Source organism: Sphingosinicella sp. CPCC 101087, assembly GCF_004151485.1.
Lineage (GTDB): Bacteria > Pseudomonadota > Alphaproteobacteria > Sphingomonadales > Sphingomonadaceae > Allosphingosinicella.
In genome coordinates this window covers 23,507-44,004 of record NZ_SBFF01000009.1, presented here as the reverse complement: position 1 = coordinate 44,004, position 20,498 = coordinate 23,507, and the positions used below count along the sequence as shown (strand labels likewise).

The window sequence follows — 20,498 nt, the reverse complement described above, 5'->3', positions numbered from 1 at the left end:
GATGCTGAGCACGGCGCCCCGCATCACCAAGGCCGGCCTCGTCGTGGCCGACCCCACGACAGGCGCGCTGAGGCGCGTCATTCCGATGCAGATCAATCCGACGCGGCTCAGTCGGGCCTTCCAGCTGAAGACTCTCGGCGAGCAGGCGGACCGGTCCGAGGCCCTGAGGCTCACCGGGCCGGCCGTCGAGACCATCTCGCTCGAAGCGGTGATCGATGCCACCGACGCGCTCGAGAATGGCGACAGCCTGGCGGGATCGAGCGGCATTGCCAGCCACCTGGCGGCACTCGAACTGCTCGCCTCGCCGGAAAGCGGGCAGCTTCTCGAGGTCGACCGTCAGGCACAGCGCGGCGTGCTCGAGATCCTCCCGATGCAGCAGCCGCTGACGCTGTTCGTCTGGGGCAAGAACCGGGTGGTGCCCGTGCGGATCGGCGAGCTGTCGATCAATGAGGAAGCGTTCGATCCGGCGCTCAACCCGATCCGAGCCACGATCACTCTCGGCCTGCGCGTGTTGACCGTCGACGACCTCGGATTTGCCGCGAAGGGCGGACAGATCTTCCTCAATCACCTGGTCGTTAAGGAGCAGCTCGCGAGCAGGTTTCCGACCGCCGGCCTGGAGACTCTGGGCATCGGAGCCTTGCCATGACCGACATAGCCGCCATGCTCGCCGCGCCGGGACTCGAGGCCAGCGCCTTTTCGCCGAACAGCCGCTATCACGGGCTCGGCGTCAACCTGCTCCTGCTGCCGAACGGGGAGACACGGGTCTATCTCAAGCGGCGGTTCGCGCCGCAGCCTTCCGACCTCGACGTCGTGGGGCGGCACCGCGTCGCGCCGGGAGAGCGCGCCGACCATGTGGCGGCGCGTCAGTTCGGCGATCCCACCCAGATGTGGCGGCTGTGCGACGCCAACCTGCTCGACGCCCCCTCTCTGACCGCGCGGCCGGGCGACACGCTCCACGTCGCGGTCACCCGCGCCGGCGGGAGCAAATCCGGTGCCTGAGAAGACCGACCTCGAACTCTATATCGGCCCGGCGGTCCCGTTGCCGGTGTCGAAGGACGTGCTCGACGCCCTGCAATCGGTGACGGTGACGACGGCGGGCAGCGGGCCGAGCGTCTTCGAGCTGGTGTTCGACATCTCGACCCGCTCGCCGCTTCACACCTTGTTCCTCCTTTCCGGAGGCGTCTCGGTCCCCATCGTCAGGGTCGTCATCGCCGTCGTGATCGGCGGCCGGCGCCAGATACTGATCGACGGCGTGATGACCCATCACGAAACCGGGCGCGGCGCCCGCCCCGGCACCGCCTCGCTGACGATCATCGGCGAGGATCTCTCCCGCATCCTCGACCTCATCGACTTCAGCGGCATTCCCTATCCGGCTATGCCCGATTTCGCCCGGGTGGCGCTGATCCTCGCCAAATATGCGTTTCTCGGCATCATTCCGAAGGTGATCCCGAGCATTCTGCTCGACGTCCCCATTCCGATCGAGAGCATTCCCACCCACAAGGGCAAGGACCTGGGATACATCCAGGCACTCGCCGATCGGGTCGGCTACGTCTTTTACATGGAGCCGGGCCCCGAGGTCGGGACCAGCTTCGGCTATTGGGGACCGGAGATAAAGGTTGGGCGCGAGCAGCCCGCCCTCAGCCTCGACTTCGATGCGCGCAGCACGGTCGAGGATCTGAGCTTCTCTTACGATGCCTCGAAGGCGGTGCTGCCGATCGTCTACATCCACAACCAGCAGACCAAGGTTCCGATTCCGATACCGGTCCCCGACATCACGCCGTTGAGCCCGCCCTTGGGTGCGATCCCGGCGCTGCCGCTCCGAATCGAACCGATCACCGAGACCGCCAAATACAATCCGCTGCAGGGCGTGATCGTCGGCATGGCGAAGGCGGCGCAGGCGTCAGGCAAGGTGGTCACCGGCAGGGGCACGCTCGACGTGCGCAGCTGTGGCCGGCTGCTCGAACCGCGCAAGCTGGTCGGCGTCCGTGGGGCCGGCAAGGCCTTCGACGGCCTCTATTATGTCGATTCCGTCAAGAGCATCATCGCGCGCGGCGAATTCAAGCAGGCGTTCGAGCTGAGCCGGAACGGCCTGCTTTCGACCGCCGACAGGATTGCGGCATGAGTTCGCGGCCTCCTTTTCTCGGCAAGTATCGCGGCACGGTCGTCAACAATGTCGATCCCATGATGATCGGGCGCATCCAGGTGATGGTCCCGGCAGTTTCCGGCGTGATGCTGTCGAGCTGGGCGATGCCCTGCGTTTCGGTGGCCGGAATCCAGACGGGCACCTTTGCCGTGCCGATTCCCGGTTCCGGAGTCTGGGTCGAGTTCGAGCAGGGCGATCCCGATTATCCGATCTGGGTCGGCGGGTTCTGGGGCACGGCTGCGGAAGTTCCCGCCCTGGCGCTGACGGCGCCGCCGCCCACGCCGGCTTTCGCCATCTCGACGCCGCTCAAGAACGGCATCGTCGTTTCGGACGGGCTGGGACCGATGGGGGTCGGCGGGATCGTCCTCCAGAGCACGACCGGCGCGACCATCTCGGTCAGCGACGTCGGGATCATCATCAACAATGGCAAGGGCGCGCAGATTTCGATGGTCGGCCCCACCGTCGACATCAATGTCGGCGCGCTGACGGTGACCTGATGCCCGGGCCGATCCTCCATCTCGGCGCGACCGTGCTTTGCGCCCATGCCGGCCAGGGGACGCCGAGCGTCACCGTGCCGCGGGTTCTGGTCAGCGGCCAGCCGGTGGCGACCCTCCCGGCGCCGTGGCTCGTCGCCGGCTGCGCCCTTCCGCCGCCGCCCGCCGCCAACGGGCCGTGCGTCACGGCCCAGTTCGTCACGTCGGCGCTGCGCGTGCTGGCGATGGGTCAGCCATTGCTGCTGATGGACAGCCAGGCGATCTGCGCGCCGACCGGCACGCCGCTCATCCCCACCGTGGTGCAACCGAGGGCGATCGCGACATGACCGAAGTCGGCTATCCCTATCGCTTCGACGGGCGCGGCCGCACTGCCGGCGCGGCCGACCGCGCGGCCCATGTCCGCGAGCTGATCGAGCAGCTGCTCTTCACCGCGCCCGGTGAGCGGGTCATGCGGCCCGATTTCGGCACCGGGCTGATGGCTCTGCTGTTCGGACCCGCGAGCACCAACCTCGCCGCCGCGACCCAGATGATCGTCCAGTCGGCGCTCCAGCAATGGCTGAGCGACGAGATCGAGCCGCAGGAGGTCAGCGTGCTGGCGGGCGAGGGCTCTATCGAGGTGACGGTCCGCTACGTCCTGCGCGAGACCGGCGAGGCGCGGGTCGACAGCTTCAGCCGGAGCGTCGCGACATGATCTACTTCTGCTGCGACACATTGCGCCGCTCCGCCACCGCGGCAAGCTCGTTGAACGGTATCGACTTCGTCGAGATCGTCGACCTGGACGCGCCCAGCGATGCGCTGCGGCAGCGAATCATCCAGATCCACTTGATCCGCGATCCGGCTCCGCTCGTTTTCACGCCCGCCAACATCCTCATCGAGGGCGGAGTCCGCATCCGCGATATTCGCGCCACCGCCGTCATGATGGCGGCCGGAGGGCAGGCCAACGTCGTCGAAGTGGAGGTCGATCAGGCCGGCGACTTTTCCGGATACCGGCTGACGCTCGTCGCCAGCGCGGTCGATCCGTCGCCGCCGCAGGGGTTCGACCCGCAGCTCGCCAGCGTCGAATTCTCGTTCAAGGCGGAATGCCCGAGCGCCTTCGACTGCCGTCCGCGCTGGATCTGCCCCTGTCCGACCGAAGAGACGCCGGCCATCGATTATCTGGCCAGGGATTATGAGAGTTTCCGCCGGGTGATGCTCGACCGGATGGCGGCGACGATTCCGAACTGGACCGAGCGCAACCCGTCGGATCTCGGCGTCACTTTGGTCGAGCTGCTGGCTTATGCAGCGGACGACCTCAGCTGGCGCCAGGAGGACGCGCATACCGAAGCATTTCTCGGCCGTGCGAGGCGGCGCGCGTCTGTGCGCCGGCTGGCCCGTCTCGTCGATTATCGGATGAGCGACGGTGTCAACGCGCGCACCTTCGTCCATATCGGCGTCAGCGCGGACGTGCGGCCGCTCAATCCCGGCGATCCTCCGGCGGTGCCGATCGGCACCGCCTTCACCACCCGGCTCGGCGGCCCGAGCGCCACGATCGGGGCGGATCCGGCGCTGCTCGATCAGGCAAGCGCGGTCTTCGAGGCGATGGAGGCGGTCGAGGCCCTGTTCGCGGCGCACGGCCGCATGCCCTTCTATGGCTGGAGCGATTCACGCTGCATGCTGCCGGCGGGGTCGACCCGCGCGACGCTCGCGGGCCATTTTCCCGATCTGCGCGTCGGCGAGGTCCTGATCTTCGAGGAGGTGGTCGGGCCTCGCACCGGGAACGAAGCCGACGCCGATCCTGCCAAGCGCCACCCGGTGCGGCTCGTGTCGGTCGACGCGCTAGACGGCGCCGCCCCCCGCACGGATCCGGTGACCGGCGCGCCGGTGACGGAGATTGAGTGGCGCGCGGAAGATGCCTTGCCTTTTGCCCTCTGCATTTCGACCGTCACCGACGAGGCTTTCGGCGCCACCACCGTGCCCGAAGTGAGCGTCGCCCGTGGAAACATCGTGCTGGCCGATCATGGACGGACGGTGCGAGACGAAGCGTTGGGCCTCGTTCCCGCCGCCGATCTTGCCTGGGCCGGGCCCTGCGGCGGGGATCCCTGCGCACCAACCGACCTTCGGCAGATCGCGCCCCGGTTCAGGCCGAGCCTCCGAAACGAGCCGCTGACCCAGGCTTGTGCGATCGATCCGGCCGCCGCGGCGACGGCGATGCTGGCCCCTTCGGGCACGATCCTGCCTTCCCGAATGCGCCTTGCGAGCGCGCTCGGCCCGAACGTGGCCGAATGGACGCCGCGGCTCGACCTGCTCAACAGCGGCGCGTTCGACACCCATTTCGTCGCCGAGGTCGAGCATGGCGGCACCGCCTATCTGCGCTTCGGCGACGACGTGCACGGCCAGCGGCCGGATGCCGGGACCAGCTTCGCCGCGGACTATCGGTTCGGCAACGGCAAGGCGGGCAATATCGGGCGGGACACGCTCGTCCATGTCCGGCTCGACGCGCCCGAGATCATTGTCGTCCGCAATCCCCTTGCCGCGACCGGCGGCGCCGATGCCGAGACGATCGAGAGCGTCCGGCAGCGCGCGCCCTTCGCCTTTCGGACGCAGGAGCGGGTGGTCACCCGCGATGATTATACGAAGGTCCCGCTGCGCATGGGCGAGCTGCAGGCTTCGCGCGCCACTTGGCGCCACACCGGCAGCTGGCACACGATATTCGTGACGCCGGATCGCGTGGGCGGTCTGCCGGTCGATGCCGAATTTGCCGGGCACGTGCGCGATTTCCTCGAACCCTACCGTCTCGCCGGGCGCGACCTGGCGGTGGACCAGCCGCGGGACGTCGCGCTCGAGCTGGAGCTCGCCGTCTGCGTCAGGCCGGAATATTTCCGGTCCGGCGTCGCGGTCGCGCTGGCCGAACGATTCAGTAACCGGCGCCTGCCCGACGGCAGTCTGAGCCTGTTCCACCCGGACCGGCTCAGCTTCGGCGAGACGGTCTATCTCAGCGCCCTGATCGCCGCGGCTCAGGCTGTGCCCGGCGTCGCCTCTGTCGAGGCAATCGCGTTCCGACGGCTCGGGGAGCCGCTCAGCGACGGCATCGCCGCCGGCCAGCTCGCCTTCGACCGTCTCGAGGTGCCGCGGCTGGACAGCGATCCCAATTTTCCCGAGCGGGGCGAGTTCCGCCTCGTCCTCCGGGGCGGAAAGTAGGAGGCGGAATGGCCACCGTTCTCGATCAGGCCTGCCGCGGCTGCGCCGGCGTGACCGCCGAGGCGCCGCGCCAGCCGGACAACAGGCCCGGTCTGCCCTCGGTCGATGTGCGGATCGGGGATTATGGGAGCTTCCGGCGGACCCAGCAGGCCCTGCTCAGCTCCTCGGCGCTGGGCAAGCTATCGGAGTTGCGCACCCGGGAGACGGACGACTTCTCGATCGCGCTGGTCGATGCCTGGTCGGTCGTGGGCGATATCCTCGCTTTCTATTCCGAGCGGCTGGCGAACGAAGCGCTGGTCGCGACGGCGGTGGAGCCCCAGTCGTTGCGCGAGCTGACCCGGCTGATCGGCTATCGCCCGAGCCCCGGCGTTGCGGCCGGCGCACGGCTCGCCTTCGCCATGAGCGATGCGCCCGGCGCGCCCGCCTCGGTGGAGATCAAGGCCGGCGCCAAGGTGATGAGCACGCCCGGCGAGGACGAGATGCCGGTGACGTTCGAGACCCTGTCGGGCATCGTCGCCCGTCCGGAGTGGAACGGCATCCGCCCTCGGCTGACCCGGCCGCACCCGCTGCCGGCGACGCAGACGCGGCTGCTGCTGGCGGGCGCCGCCACCGGAGTCAGGCCGGGTGACGGCCTGTGGTACCGCGCCGACGACGGCCAGAGCGTGTTCGCGCTGGTCAGGCGGGTGAAGGTGCTTCCGGCCGACCGTGCCGCGGATCCCGCATCGGTGGACATGACCGAGGTCAGGATCGAGCGGGTCGGCGGCGCTCCGTCACCCGCTCCCAGCATCGATCCGACGCCGGCGACGCCCGCCGTCTCGCTAACGCCGGTCGCGCAATCGGTGCTGGGTCAGACGCTCAGCGCCGGAGATGTCACCAAGCTGATCACCGACGCGGGCGTGGATGAGGCGGCGCTGTTCGGGCCCTATCGCGACCTCCCCGCGCCGCCGCGGCAGGTGCTCGTCTTCCGCCGGCGCGCCGCCATCTTCGGCCATGCCGCGCCCCGGCTGAAGACGCTTCCGCAATCGCTGATCGGCGACACCATCACCTATGAGATCGAGGAGAATGGCGACGTCGTCATCGACGAAATCATCCCAGGCCCGTTCAAGGGAAAGACCGAGGCGCAGTGGGCGGATACCGGCGACCTGACGCTGCTGAGCGACGGCGGCAGCAACGTCTATCTCGACGCCGTCTATGACGGAGCGGACACCGACAGCTACGTCGTGCTTCGCGACGGCTCCACCTGGAGCCTCTACCAGATCGACGCGGCCACCGAGCTGACCAAAAGCGAGTTCACCGTCTCGGGCAAGTGCACGCGCCTGACGCTGCATGCCAGCACGGGCTTCTCCAGCTTCAAGATCCGCACCGCCAGCGCCTATGTCGAGAGCGAGCTGCTGACGCTGGCGGAGGAGCCGATCGCCGACGCGGTGATCGACGGCAATGCGAGCCCCATCGAATTGGACGGCTGGTATCCCGGCCTGGAGCCGGGCCGGCCGGTCCTGTTGAGCGGCGGCCTCTCCGGGGGTGGCGCCGAGCCCGCCGCGCGGGCCGTTGCCCTGGCGGAGGTCGAGCATGTCTTCGCGCCGGGCGGAGGCACGCGAAGCAGGATCACGCCGGCGCTGACCGATGCGCTGCTGCGCAGATCCGTCCGGATCAATGCGAACGTCGCCGAGGCGACCCATGGCGAGAGCGTGTTCGAAGTGCTCGGCGGCGGCGACAGCCGCGTCGCTTTCCAGACCTTCCGCACGCGGCAGGCGCCGCAGACCCACCTCACCGCGCCCGTGCCCGGCGGGGCCGCGCCCACCTTGAAGGTCCGCGTCAACGACATGTTGTGGACCGAGGTCCCGACCTTGCTTGGTCATGGCCCGCAGGAGCGCATCTATGTCACCCGCATCGATGCCGAAGGCCATAGCATCATCACGTTCGGCGACGGGATCACCGGCGCCCGCCTTCCGACCGGAATCGACAATGTCCGGTGCGAGTATCGCAAGGGACTCGGCCTGGAGGGCCGGGTGCGGGCGCACCAGCTCAACCAGCCCACGACCCGCCCGCTCGGGCTGGTCGGCGTCGACAACCCGCTTCCCGCCGAGGGCGGAGCCGATGCGGAGGCGGGCGATGCGATCCGGCAGAGCGCGCCCGTCCAGGTGCGCACGCTCGACCGCACCGTCTCGCTGCTCGACTATGAGGATTTCGTGCGGGCTTATGCCGGCATCGCCAAGGCGCTGGCGGTGCCGATCTGGGACGGCGTCGGCGAGCTCGTCTTCGTCACGGCGGCGGCCGAAGGGGGCGATCCGATTCCGGACCCCGGAACCATCCGCTCCGCGCTGACGGCGGCGGTCGCCGGGGCCGGCGATCCTTATGCCCGGTTCCACGTCGGCGACCATGTTCCGGTGCATTTCCGCGTCGGGCTGGCCGTGAAGGCCGATGCCGCCTTCGTCGCCGACGACGTGCTGAGCGCGGTCGAGGCGGCGCTGCGTGCCGACTTCGGCTTCGAAAGGCGCGGCTTTGCCCAGCCGGTGGCGGCGAGCGAGGTGCTCGCCGCGGTGCATGGCGTCTCCGGCGTGGTCGCGGCGCGCCTGACGGCGCTCTATCGCGCGGAGTCCGGCGGCGGCAATGCCGCGCGCCTGCACGCCGATCCGCCGCGGCGCGAGCCGAACGGCGCCTTGCGGGGCGCCGAGCTGCTGTCGCTCGACCCCGGACCCCTCGACACTCTGGTGCTGATGCCATGAACTGGGACGGACAAGCGCTTTTCGACCTGCTGCCGGAGGTTCACCGGACCCGCGATGCGGAGCTCGATCATCCGCTTCGCCAGTTCCTGACCGTGCTCGGCGAGCAGGCCCGGATCCTTGAGGAGGACGCTGCCTTCCTCTACGACAATGCGTTCGTCGAAACCGCGGCGGATTGGGTGCTGCCTTATATCGGCGACCTGATCGGATATCGCACGATCCACGGCATCCCCGCAGCGATCGGCCGGCGCGCGGAGATTGCGAACACCATCGCCTATCGTCGGCGCAAGGGCACCGTCGTGATGCTCGAGCAGCTTGCGCGCGATGTCACCGGATGGCCGGCGCACGCGAAGGAATTCTTCCAGATCCTGCTCACGAACCAGAATCTGAACCATGTACGCCCGCTCAACGGGGCCAGCCCTGATCTCAGGCACTGGGAGCCGCTGGAGCGGCTCGAAAGCGCCTTCGACAGCCTCTCCCATACGATCGACGTGGGCCGCATCGCGATCGGGGAGGGACGGCACAACATCCGCAATATCGGCCTGTTCCTGTGGCGCCTGCGCGCCTACCCGCTTCAGCGGGTCGCGGCGGGGCGCCATCCCGCCGATCCGCGGCGCTTCTTCTTCAATCCGCTCGCTGCCGATGCGCCTTTGTTCAATGCGCCGGTCGCGGAACCGGACATCGTGGCGCTGGCGGGGCCGCTCAACGTCCCCGAGCCGATCGGCCGACGGCGGTTCGCGCAGTTCACCGCGGACTATTATCCACGCGCTTTGTCGATCGAGGCGGACGGCGTCGCGCTCGACCTCGCCGACGTGCGCGGCTGCCATCTCGGCGATGCCGGCGCCGGCGCCTGGGCCCATGCTCCCGACGACGTCGTCGCCATCGATCCGGTGCTGGGCCGGATCAGCTTTCCGCCGAACCGGCCGGCGCCGGACGTCGTGATCGTCAGCTGGAATCACGGCTTCAGCGCCGACGTCGGCGGCGGACCCTATGAGCGGGCGGCGAGCTTCGCGGAAGAACTGGCGCCGGTCCGTCCCGTCTCCGGCGGCACCGTCCTGCAGCCGGAGCTCGACCAGGTCCAGGGAGGCGGTGCGGTGGAAATCGCGGACAGCCTCGCTTATGCGGGTTCCGTCTCTGTTGCGGCCGACGCCGACGTTCGCGTGGAGTTGCGCGCGGCCAACCAGCAGCGGCCGCTGATCGACCTGCCGGGCGAGCTCGTCATCACCGGCGCGGCGGGCGCCGAGGTCACCCTCAACGGGCTGCTGATCGCGGGCGGGCGGATCCGGGTGCCGGCGGCGAACAATGCGCTGCGGCGGCTGCGCATCCGCCATTCCACCTTGGTGCCGGGTCACGGGCTCGGCCTCGATGGGCTGCCCACCAATCCCGGCGCGCCGAGCCTGCTCATCGAGGCCGAGAATGTTCTCGTCGAGATCGAGCAATCCATCCTGGGGCCGATCCACGCCGATCGCTCGACCCAGCTGCACATCATCGATTCCATCGTCGACGCGACGGACAGCATGCTGCCCGCAATCGCGGGCGCAGACGGTGCCGACGTCGGCCCCACCTTGCACATGATCGACACGACGGTGTTCGGGAAGATCCATGTCGCGACGATGGCTCTGGTTTCCAACAGCATCCTGGCCGCGGCGCTCGCCCCGGCGGACACCTGGACCGCCCCGGTCCGCGCGGAGCGGCGCCAGATCGGCTGCGTCCGGTTCAGCTACGTGCCGCCCGGATCGGCGGTGCCGCGCCGCCACCGCTGCCAGCCGAGCCACGCCGTCGCGGCCGCGCTGAGGACGGCGCGAGAAGCGAACCCGATGCTTTCGGCGGCCGAGGCCGATGCGATCGTCGATGCCGTGCGGGACCGGCTGCGTCCGTCCTGGACCGACCTTCGCTACGGCCGGCCGGGCTATGCCCAACTGCTGCGGGCGGCGCCGGTCGAGATCCGTACCGGCGCGGACGACGAAAGCGAGATGGGCGTGTTCCACAAGCTCTATCAGCCGCAGCGCGAGGCCAATCTGCGCATCCGCATGGAAGAATATCTCGTCGCCGGGCTGGAAGCCGGCGCCATCTTCGCGACCTGAGGAGGCCGTCATGACCGTGGACATCAGTAGAGTTCGTTTCGATCCGCGGAACAACTATGCCTGGACGATCGAACAGCAGGGCCGGGTGAGGCTCGATGCCGATTCCCTGGAGGGTGAGGCGATCCAGGATCGGCGGTGGCGCTCGGAAACGTTCGACATCCTCGATCGTGTGGCGCTGCCGGCGGCATTGCCGGACAGCTTCAGGATCGATGTCGTGGCGGGCGAAATCGTCATCCAGCCGGGCCGGCTCTACGTCGACGGACTGCAGGCCGAGAATCACGGCAATGCGCCTTTCGCGTGGAATCCGATCCTCGCCGAGCGGCAGGGTATGGGCGTCGTTCCCTTCGACGAACAGCCCTGGCGTCCCGGCTTCGCGCCCGGGCCGCTCGGTCCGGGGCGCCACATTTTCTATCTCGACGTCTGGCAGCGCACGGTCACTTACCTCGAGGATCCGACCCTGATCGAGCCGGCGGTCGCGGTCGACACGACGGGGCGCGGCCAGACCGTCTGGCAGGTCCGCGAGCTGGACGACGTCGGCGATGCGGGCTGTGCGACTCCCGACGGCGAGGTGCCGGGTTGGCTCGACATCGTCACGCCTTCGGCCGGCCGCCTGTCGAGCCGCGCCCATGTCGGGCCGCCGCAGAACGATCCCTGCCTTCTGCCCCCGGGAAGCGGCTATACCGGCCTCGAGAACCGACTGTATCGGGTCGAGATCCACGACCGGGACCCGGCTGGCGCCTTCCGCTTCAAATGGGCGATTCACAATGCGACCGTCGCGACGGCGATCCTGTCGCTGCCGGCAGGCGATGTGCTGCGCGTCGCCCGCGTCGCGCGCGACGACGTGATGCGCTTCAATCCGGGAGACTGGGTCGAGGTGACCGACGATCGGCGCGAGCTCGAAGGCACGCCCGGCATCTTCCGGCAGGTTCAGTCGGTCGACGATGGCGCACAGACGGTGACGCTGGGCGCGGCGCTTCCGGCCGGAACGCTCGCTTTCGACGGCGCCGGGCCGGAGCTCGACCAGGCCTTCCACCCGCGTCTGCGCAAATGGGACCAGTCCGGCGTGGTCCGCGACTCCGACGGCAACATGCTGGTCGACCTGGGGGCGCCCGGCTCGGCCGGGCTCATCCCCGTCCCGCCTCCAGGCACCTTCGTCCAGCTCGGCGACGGCGTCGAAGTGAGCTTCAGCCTGGACCCGGCAGGGGGTGCGTTCAGGCCCGGCGACCATTGGCTGTTCACGGCGCGCACGGCGGGTCGCGTCGTCGAGACGCTCGTCGAGGCTCCGCCGCTCGGAATCCATCATCATTATTGCCGGCTCGCCGTGGTCGAGGTTCCGGCCGGCGGCGCACCGCAGGTGGTGGAGGATTGCCGGCCCCGCCCGACCGAATCGGTCGGCTGCTGCACCGTCGTCGTCCAGCCCGGCGACAGCATTCAGGCCGCGATCGACTCCCTTCCCGACGAAGGCGGCTGCGTCTGCCTAAAATCCGGCCTGCACGCGATAGCGGCACCGATCCTGATCGATCGCGGCAACGTCTCGCTCCACGGCGAAAGCCTCGGCGCGGTGGTGCAGGGGTCGGGCGGCTCCAGCCTGCTCAACGTCTTCGCGCCCGGCCAGCCCGGCATTCGCGTCCACGGCATCACCTGGCGCGAAGGGGAGGCGTCGGGCGGCACGGCGATGATCGCCATACGCGGCACCAGCGGGATGGTGTTCGAGGACAATCGCCTGCAATCGTTCGCCCGGGGCGGTTCCGTGGGCGTGATCGCCCTTCAGGCCCAGGACCTGTGCATCGTCGGCTGCGAGATCGAAGGAGTCGCGATCGGCGTTCATCTCGATCGCGGCTGCGCGGATGTCGAGGTCTCGTCGAACAGGATCGCGACGACCGGGATCTCCGCGAACCAGCCGACGACCATCGGCATCTTCGCGCGCGGCCTGATCGGACCGCTCGTCGCCGAGCGCAACGATATCGAGCAGGCGGTCAACGGGATAATCCTGAACGACACCTTGGAAGGGCCGCCGCAATCGCTCGCCATTGGCTCCCGGCTCGCCGCAAATCGGATCGCTCTGATCGCGGCGCCGGCCGGCGGACAGGCGAGCTTCGGAATCGACGCCGCCCCTGCGGCCGTCATCGTGAGCGGCAACCGGATCGAGCATCAGGGCGGCCGGATCACCGCCATCCGCGTGGCGGGAGACGGCAGCATCGTCGACGCCAATGTCATCCGGTCGGCGGCCGACGCGGTCGGCCAGTCGGTCGCGGTGACGGTCGGGTTCGGCGAGGACAATGAGTATCTGCCCGTCGAGCGAGTCATCGTCACGGAAAACATCGTGGAAGGCGCGCAGCACGGCATCACCGTGCTCGGGGCCGCCCATGTGTCGGTGACCGGCAACAGGCTGGCCCAGTCGGGCAGGACCTCCGGACTGGGGGTCGGGCTTACCAACGCCGACGCGGCGCTGGTCTCGGACAATCAGGTTTCCGGCGCCCTTATCGGCGTCTTCGCAATCGAGGGCGAGCGCAACCGGATTTCCGGGAACCGGTTCGAGGGTGGGGGCGGCATCGGCGTCGGCCTGTACCGTGAGACAGGCCCGACGGTGTCGATGAACCGAATGACGGGCCTTTCGGCGCAAGGGATCGCGGCCGTTCAGCTGCTCGGCCGGTTCGAGGTGATCGAGAACCGCATCGAAAATTGCGGCTCCGGCAGCGAGACGGGAACCGGAATCAGCGCCTATCTGGTGTTCGGAGAAATGGTCATCGAACGCAACGAGATCATGAACATCGGGCTTCCGCTGCAGGCGGGCGGACCGGTGGCGCCGGTGGCGCGGGGCATATCCTGCGACCTGATCCTGGAAGCCAGCGTGCAAGGAAATCTCGTCACCTATTCTGATATGAACGCCCGGCCGCCGACAGCCGAAGATCGCGCCCTGCTGATGCGCGGATATCTCGAATATCCCCTCGATCTTGCCGACGGGCAGATCGTGCTCGGCTTCCCGATCCAGATCGCCGACAACAAGTTCATCGGCACGGGCGCGACGGCCCTGGTCGAGCTTCTGTCGCAGCCGATCAACGACAATATCAACATTCGGTTCGAGCGTGTCATCTTCACCGGCAATTACTGCTTCCACGCCAGCTTGCCGTTCAACGACGCATTCCAGGCTGCGACCGTGTCGCTCGTCGGGCGGCGCTGCTCGGTGGCGAACAATCACGTCAAGGCGATGACGCGATCGTTCCGGTCCTACCATTTTCACAACATGCCGGGGCCCTTCATCGGCAATGTCTCGCATTCGGGGAATTGGGGGCGGCCCCCTGCCAACCAGTTCCCGATGCCCGAGAACAATTTCAACATGATCGCCTGACAGGATCGGAGAACAAGCATGAGCATCGCCAAATTGCTCGAGCAGCAGGAGAGGCTGGTCGAGGACATGGACAAGGCATCCCGTTTCGATTCGCCCGGCACTGCCACTCTTTCCCTGCCGGTCGATCTGCAGGAACGCCGCCGGGCCGCGCTCAAGCTCAGGGTCGAGCGGCTCGAAAAGGAGAAGGCCGACTACGCTGCCCGGATCGACGTGGCCGTGAAATCACTCAGGAGCGAGCTCGAGGCGTTCGACCGGAAGGTGGAATCCGACCGCAAGTTGATCGAGCCGGTCCTGCGTTCACGCGGGTCGAAGGAAGCGACGGCGCGCGAGCCGGCGGAAAGGGCGCCTTCCGGAAAGTCCAAGGCGGCACCGAAAGCGGCGAAGGCCGCGCCCAAGCCCGCACGGGGATCGAGGAAGCGCTGATCCGGTCCGGCGCACGGCAGCCAGAGTCTGGATCCGCAGCGGCAGGTTTTCCGGATCTCGCTCGTCAGCCGGCGAGTGGGCGGAGAGGGGCCGACGCCGGCCTCGGAACGACGCCTGCACGCCGATCCGGAAATATCGCCTCAATCAGTCTGCCGACGCAATGCCGACCGGTAAAGGTTGCGGCCCTCGTGGAGCGAGGCTGTACGCTTTCTCGGGTCTGAGCTTCTCCTTTCGGCCGACCTGGACAGGTCTGCCTTCGAACAGAGTCCGCCGTCGCCGATCGGAGCCTTGGCCGCGCCCTGCGTCGGACGCCGATCATCATGAGGCATGCGTGCGCCCTCAGAAGCGTTGACGACCCCCTCCACGTCAATTACTCAGACAAAAACACCAACAGAGAGGATCGCTTGGCAACCGTCGAGCTGACCAACATCAGCAAATGCTTCGGTAGGACGGCCGTCATCGACGGACTGTCGATGAGCCTGAACCCCAATGAGTTCATGGTCTTCCTGGGCCCTTCCGGGTGCGGCAAGTCCACGTTGCTCAGGATGATCGCAGGGCTCGAGACCGTCGATTCCGGGGAGATCCGGATCGGGGGCCGCCGCGTGGACCACCTGCCGCCGGGCGAGCGCGGCGTCGCGATGGTGTTCCAGCATTATGCGCTGTACCCGCACATGACGATCCGCGACAATATGGCCTTCGGGCTCAGAAATGTCGGCGTCGCGCGCGACGAGATTGCTGCACGCGTCGCAGCCGCGGCTCGCAGCCTGGAGATCGAGCATCTCCTGGAGCGACGGCCGGGCCAGCTTTCCGGCGGCCAGCGCCAGCGCGCCGCGATCGCCCGTGCCATCGTCAAGCAGCCCCAGGTTTTCCTGTTCGACGAGCCGCTGTCGAATCTCGACGCGTCGCTGCGCGTGCGCACCCGGGTCGAGCTGGCGGGCCTCCATCAGCGGCTCGGCACGACAATGATTTTCGTGACGCACGACCAGGTCGAGGCGATGACTCTCGCCGACCGAATCGTCGTGCTCAACGACTGCCGGATCGAGCAGGTCGGCACGCCGATGGACATCTATCTGCGTCCGGCGACGAGCTTCGTCGCTGGTTTCGTCGGGTCGCCGCGCATCAACCTGTTGCCGGTGCGGATCGAGGCCGCAGCGGAGGGCCTTGCGCGCGCCACTCTGCCCGACGGAACCCTTGTCCAGACGGCCGTTCCAACAGCCGCCTTGCCCCAGGGCGACACGACGGTCGGGCTGCGCGCCGAACATGTCCGGATAGCAAGCGAGGGCGCGGCGGCGCGCGGCACCGCGCGCGTCGTCGAGCGCCTGGGCGAGCGTACCCTGGTTCATGTCGAGCTGAAGGGCGGGGCGATGCTGGTTGCCGAGGATGCCGGCCTCTCCACCGTCCGCGCAGGTGACGAAGTGGGTCTCTCGATCGACGGCGCACGCGCCCATCTGTTCGATGCCGCGGGTCGCGGCCATCACGCGGCCGGCTGATGGCCATCGATGCTCCTGCGCGCGCGCGTCGCCGGCCTGCCGGCTGGGCCAACGCGCTGTTCGTGCTTCCCTACCTCATCGTCTTCGTTGCGATGATCGTCGTGCCGCTCGCGATGGGCATGTGGCTGTCGACCACCAAGTCGGACCTGTTCGGAGTCGAGGCTCAGGTGGGGTTCGCCAACTTCACGCGCCTCGCACGCGATCCGATCTTCCTGGAGACGGTGTGGAATACCTTCTATTTCGTCCTGCTGACGGTGCCGGCGCTGACGCTCATCGGCCTCGGGCTGGCGCTGGTACTCAATCGCCCGGCACGCTGGGCAAGCGTGCTGCGCACCATCTTCTTCGTTTCGACCGTCCTATCGGTCACGGTGGTGACGCTCGTCTGGCAGCTCGTTTTCACCCCTGACGGCGGACTCATTGCCGTGGCCGCCGAGGCGCTGGGCGGAAGCCCCGTCGCCTTCCTGAACGACCAGGATCTCGCCATGCCGGCGATCGCCGTCACCACCATCTGGTGGTGCATCGGCCTGCCGATGGTGCTGTTCCTCGCTGCGCTGCAGCAGGTGCCGCGCGATCTCTATGAGGCGGCCCGGCTCGACAATGCGTCGCGCTGGAAGACCCTGACCCGTATCACCTTGCCGTCGATCCGCCGCACCTTCCTGCTCGTCGTCATCATCGAGATCATCCTCCAGTTCCAGCTGTTCGGGCAGCCGCAGCTCATGACCCGGGGTGGCCCCAACAACGCGACGCGGCCGATCGTGCTGTTCATCTACGAGACCGGCTGGCGGCAATGGGAACTCGGCTATGCCGCCGCGGCGGCGCAGGTGCTGTTCGCCATGATCCTCATCGCGGCGATGGCGCAATATTTCGTCGCCTCCCGCAAGGACGACCGGTGACGCGTCCCGCTCTCTCCGGTCGGGTGGCGGTCGCCCTCGTCGTCGTCGGGGCCGTGCTGATGCTCGTGCCGCTGCTCTGGGTGCTGGCGCTGTCGCTCAAGTCCAACGCAGAGCTCATGGCCGACACCCATTCGGTCTTCAACGGCCGCTACACGCTTCAGAACTATGCCGATCTGGTCGGGGACGGCCAGGTCTTCCGCTGGATCGCCAACAGCCTGATCGTCTCCCTGGGTATGACCGCGGGCGTGCTGATCCTCTCCTCGCTTGCCGGCTACGGATTCGCGCGACTGGAATTTCCCGGGCGGCGTCTCCTGTTCGTGATCGTCCTGTTCGGCCTCGCGGTGCCCGAGCAGGCGGTCATCATCGCCCGCCACCAGCTGTTCAGCTGGGCGGAGCTCCACAACACCCATGGCGCCTTGATCCTTCCCGGCCTGTCCGCGCCGTTCGGCGTGTTCCTGATGACGCAATATTTTCGCGCCATTCCCAAGGAGATCGACGAAGCCGCCTTGCTCGACAACGCTTCGCGCTTCACCATTTTCTGGAAGCTCCTGCTGCCGCTCACCATCCCCGCGCAGGCGACGCTCGGCATCTTCACCTTCCTGTCCGCCTGGAACGATTATTGGTGGCCGCTCATCTCCGCGACCAACAAGGAGATGTTCACGCTGACCGTCGGCATCGCCTCTACCCAGATGAACTTCGCGCAGACCGAAGGCCTGGGATTCCTCATGGCACAGGCGGTGTTTGCAGGGCTTCCGATCCTGATCGTCTACCTCCTCTTCCAGAAGTATATCGTCCAGGCGGTGGCGGGAGCGGCGGGCCGATGAAGCTGGCGACTTGGCTCGCGGCGGCCATCATGTCGGCCGCGCTGCTCGGCTGCGGGCGCGGCATGGAGGATACGCGCACCGAGCTCGTCGTCCAGCGCTTCTTCGGCGCGTGCGAGGCCCAATATGGCGCCGTCGACGACCCTGCGGAGGCCGAGGGCGAGTGCGGCATCATGACCGCCCTCATCAATCGCTTCGAACGCGAGAATCCCGACATCCGGGTCGTAGAGAATATCGTCTTCTGGCCGGGTTACGACCAGCTCACCGCGCAGCTCGCCTCCAACGATGCGCCGGACCTTGTGACCATGCACGGCTCGGTCATATCGGACTATCAGGCGCGCGGCCTTCTCGAGCCGCTGCTTGCGACGGATCTCGCCGCCATCGGTGCGCCGCCCGAGCGGCTGACCGAGGCGGCGCGCGCCGCGGTGACTATCGATCGGCGCATCTGGGGCCTGCCGATCGATACCTGGGCGCCGCTCTGGCACATCAACATGAACCTGTTCCGGGAAGCGGGGCTGGTACGGGACGGGCAACCGGTGCTGCCCCGCAGCCGGGAAGAGCTGATCGCCCAGGCCGAGCAGTTCAAGGCGCGCACCGGCAAGCCCTATTTCGTCCAGTCCACCGCCAACGAATATGCGGCCTTCACCCGCAACTTCTATACCTCCGTCATGCAGCAGGACGGGGTGCTCTATCCCGAGCCGCGCCGGGCAGACTTCACGACCGACGAGGCGCGCCGGGCGTTGGCGCTCTTCAGGGAGATCCACGATCGGCGGCTGACGACGATCAATCAGGACTATAGCGCGGCCGTCGCCGGCTTCATCAACGGCCAAGGCGGGGTTTTTCCGGTCGGTACCTGGATGGTCGGCGATTTCCACGGCGAGTCCCAGAGCCGTGGCCGACCCCTGTCCGGCGGCTATGCGGTCATGCCCTTTCCGCAGCTTTTCCCGAACCGCAACGTCACCTTCGCCGATGGGCATGTCTGGGTGATGCCCGCCGATTCAGAACGTTCGCCCGAGGAGCGTCAGGCGGCGATGCGCTTCCTCGCTTTCTTCGCGCGCCATCAATTCGACTGGGCGCGGACCGGCCACCTGCCGGTATTTCGCGACGTCATCGACAGCCGCGAGTGGAGGGCATTGCCGCACCGCGACGCGCTCGCGCCGCTGGCCGAAACGGCCGTGCCGCTGCCCAAGGGCGTGCGCCGGCAATTCCCGATCGAGACGATCGTCGGCCAGGAATCCGCCGCGGCCATTTCAGGGGCCAAGCCCATCGATCAGGCGCTCGCCGACATGGAGCGGCGCGTGAATGAAATCCTCAGCCAACTCTAGGAAACGGAGCCCGCTCTCTCATGCTCAAGTCGCATGTCATCGCCGACAGAGACTTCGTCGTCGCCTCGCTCGACCGCCGTCTGTTCGGAACCTTCGTCGAGCATCTGGGCCGCTGCGTCTATGGCGGAATCTACGAGCCCGGCCATCCCACGGCCGACGAGAACGGCTTTCGCGGCGACGTGCTCGCTTTGGCGCGCGAGCTCGGCGTCACGATCGTACGCTATCCGGGCGGCAACTTCGTCTCGGGCTTCGACTGGGAGGATAGCGTCGGCCCGAAGGCACAGCGCCCCGTGCGGCTCGACGTCGCCTGGGGTTCGACCGAGACCAATCAGTTCGGCACCAACGAGTTCATCGACTGGTGCCGCAAGGCCGAGGTGGAACCGATGTTCGCCGTGAACCTGGGCACGCGCGGGCCGCGCGAGGCGCAGCAGTTCCTCGAATATTGCAACCATCCCGGCGGCACGCATTTCAGCGAACTCAGGAAAAGTCACGGGTGGGAGCAGCCGCACGACATCCGTTTCTGGTGCCTCGGGAACGAGATGGACGGGCCATGGCAAACGGGCAGCAAGACCGCGCTCGAATATGGCCGGATCGCGACCGAGACGGCCAAGGTGATGCGCTGGACCGATGAGGGGCTCGTGCTTGCCGTCTGCGGATCATCCTTCTGCGACATGCCGACCTATGGCGAGTGGGAATATACCGTGCTCGACCAGTGCTTCGAGCATGTCGATCTCATCTCGCTGCATCAATATTTCGAGAATCACGAAGACGAGATCGATCGCTTCCTGACGGCGATCGACGATCTGCAAGGTTTCATCACCGAGGTCGCGGCGATCGCCGACGCGGTGGCGGCGAAGCGCCGGTCCGTCAAACGCATCATGCTGTCGATCGATGAATGGAATGTCTGGTATCGCGCGCGATCGGGCGAGCAGTTGCGCGCCCGCGGCTGGCCTCAGGCGCCGCGGTTGCTCGAGGAAATCTACAATTTCGAGGATGCGCTGATCGTCGGCGGAGCGCTCTTGGTGATGATGAACGCTGCGGATCGGGTGAAATCGGCGTGCATCGCGCAGCTCGTCAACGCGATTGCGCCGATCATGACCGAGACGGGCGGTCCTGCCTGGCGCCAGACGATCTTCCATCCCTTTGCCTTGGCGTCACGCTATGGTCACGGCGAGGTGCTGCGGCTCAAGGTCGATACGGGGACCTTCGCCGCCGGCCGACAGACGAAGGCACCGCTGCTGGTCACGACGGTCGTGCACGATCCCGAGACCGGCCAGGCGACCCTGTTCGCGCTCAACCGCAGCATCACCGAGAAAATGGCGCTTACCGCGGAGCTGAGAGGGCTTGGCGACCGCGAGTTGGCGGAAGCTTTCGAGCTGCATCATTCGGACCTCAAGGCGATCAACACCCGCGATAACGAGCATGAGGTCTCGCCGCGGGCACATCCCGCTGCCGCCTTGAAGGACGGAATGCTGACGGCGACGCTCAAGCCGCTGTCGTGGAACGTGTTCGTCACCCGGCGTGCATGATCGGCCAAGCCAGGCTTGTTGTGTCCGCCGCCGGCGGCGCTAAGAAT

16 protein-coding genes are annotated in these 20,498 nt (G+C 67.5%); all 16 read left to right on the top strand.

Annotated features, from left to right (window positions below; translation table 11 throughout):
- Position 1 precedes the first annotated feature (1 nt).
- The 16 genes from EKM57_RS14630 (at position 2) to EKM57_RS14555 (ending at position 20,451) form a co-directional block, all read left to right on the top strand.
- The gene (locus EKM57_RS14630; RefSeq protein WP_129793265.1) at positions 2-646 is read left to right on the top strand and encodes a hypothetical protein; all 645 of its coding nucleotides are present in this window, start codon (positions 2-4) and stop codon (positions 644-646) included.
- Entirely contained in the window at positions 643-999 is a 357-nt protein-coding gene (locus EKM57_RS14625) for a LysM domain-containing protein (protein WP_129793264.1), read from the top strand. Before EKM57_RS14630 ends, EKM57_RS14625 begins: the two co-directional genes overlap by 4 nt.
- On the top strand, positions 992-2,122 hold the full coding sequence (locus tag EKM57_RS14620) for a hypothetical protein (RefSeq protein WP_129793263.1): 1,131 nt from the start codon (positions 992-994) through the stop codon (positions 2,120-2,122). Before EKM57_RS14625 ends, EKM57_RS14620 begins: the two co-directional genes overlap by 8 nt.
- Positions 2,119-2,640, top strand: a complete 522-nt coding sequence (locus EKM57_RS14615) for a phage baseplate assembly protein V (protein ID WP_129793262.1) — start codon at positions 2,119-2,121, stop codon at positions 2,638-2,640. Before EKM57_RS14620 ends, EKM57_RS14615 begins: the two co-directional genes overlap by 4 nt.
- Positions 2,640-2,963 (top strand): hypothetical protein, encoded by a 324-nt coding sequence (locus tag EKM57_RS14610; protein ID WP_129793261.1) that lies wholly within the window; start codon positions 2,640-2,642, stop codon positions 2,961-2,963. Before EKM57_RS14615 ends, EKM57_RS14610 begins: the two co-directional genes overlap by 1 nt.
- On the top strand, positions 2,960-3,328 hold the full coding sequence (locus EKM57_RS14605) for a GPW/gp25 family protein (RefSeq protein ID WP_129793260.1): 369 nt from the start codon (positions 2,960-2,962) through the stop codon (positions 3,326-3,328). Before EKM57_RS14610 ends, EKM57_RS14605 begins: the two co-directional genes overlap by 4 nt.
- On the top strand, positions 3,325-5,814 hold the full coding sequence (locus EKM57_RS14600; RefSeq protein ID WP_129793259.1) for a putative baseplate assembly protein: 2,490 nt from the start codon (positions 3,325-3,327) through the stop codon (positions 5,812-5,814). Before EKM57_RS14605 ends, EKM57_RS14600 begins: the two co-directional genes overlap by 4 nt.
- Positions 5,815-5,822: 8 nt before the next feature.
- Positions 5,823-8,540 carry a baseplate J/gp47 family protein gene (locus EKM57_RS14595; RefSeq protein WP_129793258.1) on the top strand — a complete coding sequence of 906 codons (2,718 nt, stop codon included), beginning with the start codon at positions 5,823-5,825 and terminating at the stop codon, positions 8,538-8,540.
- On the top strand, positions 8,537-10,621 hold the full coding sequence (locus tag EKM57_RS14590) for a hypothetical protein (protein ID WP_129793257.1): 2,085 nt from the start codon (positions 8,537-8,539) through the stop codon (positions 10,619-10,621). The genes EKM57_RS14595 and EKM57_RS14590 overlap by 4 nt, the downstream gene beginning before the upstream one ends.
- A gap of 10 nt (positions 10,622-10,631) precedes the next feature.
- Complete coding sequence (locus EKM57_RS14585) at positions 10,632-13,970, top strand: DUF6519 domain-containing protein (protein ID WP_129793256.1); 3,339 nt, start codon at positions 10,632-10,634, stop codon at positions 13,968-13,970.
- A gap of 18 nt (positions 13,971-13,988) precedes the next feature.
- Positions 13,989-14,393: a hypothetical protein gene (locus EKM57_RS14580; protein ID WP_129793255.1), complete on the top strand. Its 405-nt coding sequence runs from the start codon at positions 13,989-13,991 to the stop codon at positions 14,391-14,393.
- 404 nt (positions 14,394-14,797) lie between these two features.
- The gene (locus EKM57_RS14575; protein ID WP_243451062.1) at positions 14,798-15,883 is read left to right on the top strand and encodes an ABC transporter ATP-binding protein; all 1,086 of its coding nucleotides are present in this window, start codon (positions 14,798-14,800) and stop codon (positions 15,881-15,883) included.
- The gene (locus tag EKM57_RS14570; protein ID WP_129793253.1) at positions 15,883-16,776 is read left to right on the top strand and encodes a carbohydrate ABC transporter permease; all 894 of its coding nucleotides are present in this window, start codon (positions 15,883-15,885) and stop codon (positions 16,774-16,776) included. The genes EKM57_RS14575 and EKM57_RS14570 overlap by 1 nt, the downstream gene beginning before the upstream one ends.
- Positions 16,773-17,600, top strand: coding sequence for a carbohydrate ABC transporter permease (locus tag EKM57_RS14565; RefSeq protein WP_243451061.1), 828 nt, complete (start codon positions 16,773-16,775; stop codon positions 17,598-17,600). The genes EKM57_RS14570 and EKM57_RS14565 overlap by 4 nt, the downstream gene beginning before the upstream one ends.
- Positions 17,597-18,922: an ABC transporter substrate-binding protein gene (locus EKM57_RS14560; RefSeq protein ID WP_129793251.1), complete on the top strand. Its 1,326-nt coding sequence runs from the start codon at positions 17,597-17,599 to the stop codon at positions 18,920-18,922. Before EKM57_RS14565 ends, EKM57_RS14560 begins: the two co-directional genes overlap by 4 nt.
- 20 nt (positions 18,923-18,942) lie before the next feature.
- Complete coding sequence (locus EKM57_RS14555) at positions 18,943-20,451, top strand: alpha-N-arabinofuranosidase (protein ID WP_129793250.1); 1,509 nt, start codon at positions 18,943-18,945, stop codon at positions 20,449-20,451.
- Positions 20,452-20,498: the final 47 nt, after the last annotated feature.

What these genes read in the sequence shown, in the direction of transcription:
- EKM57_RS14630 (WP_129793265.1), top strand. Translation starts at nt 2, where the DNA reads ATGCTGAGCACGGCGCCCCGCATCACCAAGGCCGGCCTCGTCGTGGCC.
- EKM57_RS14625 (WP_129793264.1), top strand. Translation starts at nt 643, where the DNA reads ATGACCGACATAGCCGCCATGCTCGCCGCGCCGGGACTCGAGGCCAGC.
- EKM57_RS14585 (WP_129793256.1), top strand. Translation starts at nt 10,632, where the DNA reads ATGACCGTGGACATCAGTAGAGTTCGTTTCGATCCGCGGAACAACTAT.
- EKM57_RS14590 (WP_129793257.1), top strand. Translation starts at nt 8,537, where the DNA reads ATGAACTGGGACGGACAAGCGCTTTTCGACCTGCTGCCGGAGGTTCAC.
- EKM57_RS14610 (WP_129793261.1), top strand. Translation starts at nt 2,640, where the DNA reads ATGCCCGGGCCGATCCTCCATCTCGGCGCGACCGTGCTTTGCGCCCAT.
- EKM57_RS14615 (WP_129793262.1), top strand. Translation starts at nt 2,119, where the DNA reads ATGAGTTCGCGGCCTCCTTTTCTCGGCAAGTATCGCGGCACGGTCGTC.
- EKM57_RS14555 (WP_129793250.1), top strand. Translation starts at nt 18,943, where the DNA reads ATGCTCAAGTCGCATGTCATCGCCGACAGAGACTTCGTCGTCGCCTCG.
- EKM57_RS14580 (WP_129793255.1), top strand. Translation starts at nt 13,989, where the DNA reads ATGAGCATCGCCAAATTGCTCGAGCAGCAGGAGAGGCTGGTCGAGGAC.
- EKM57_RS14570 (WP_129793253.1), top strand. Translation starts at nt 15,883, where the DNA reads ATGGCCATCGATGCTCCTGCGCGCGCGCGTCGCCGGCCTGCCGGCTGG.
- EKM57_RS14600 (WP_129793259.1), top strand. Translation starts at nt 3,325, where the DNA reads ATGATCTACTTCTGCTGCGACACATTGCGCCGCTCCGCCACCGCGGCA.
- EKM57_RS14560 (WP_129793251.1), top strand. Translation starts at nt 17,597, where the DNA reads ATGAAGCTGGCGACTTGGCTCGCGGCGGCCATCATGTCGGCCGCGCTG.
- EKM57_RS14595 (WP_129793258.1), top strand. Translation starts at nt 5,823, where the DNA reads ATGGCCACCGTTCTCGATCAGGCCTGCCGCGGCTGCGCCGGCGTGACC.
- EKM57_RS14605 (WP_129793260.1), top strand. Translation starts at nt 2,960, where the DNA reads ATGACCGAAGTCGGCTATCCCTATCGCTTCGACGGGCGCGGCCGCACT.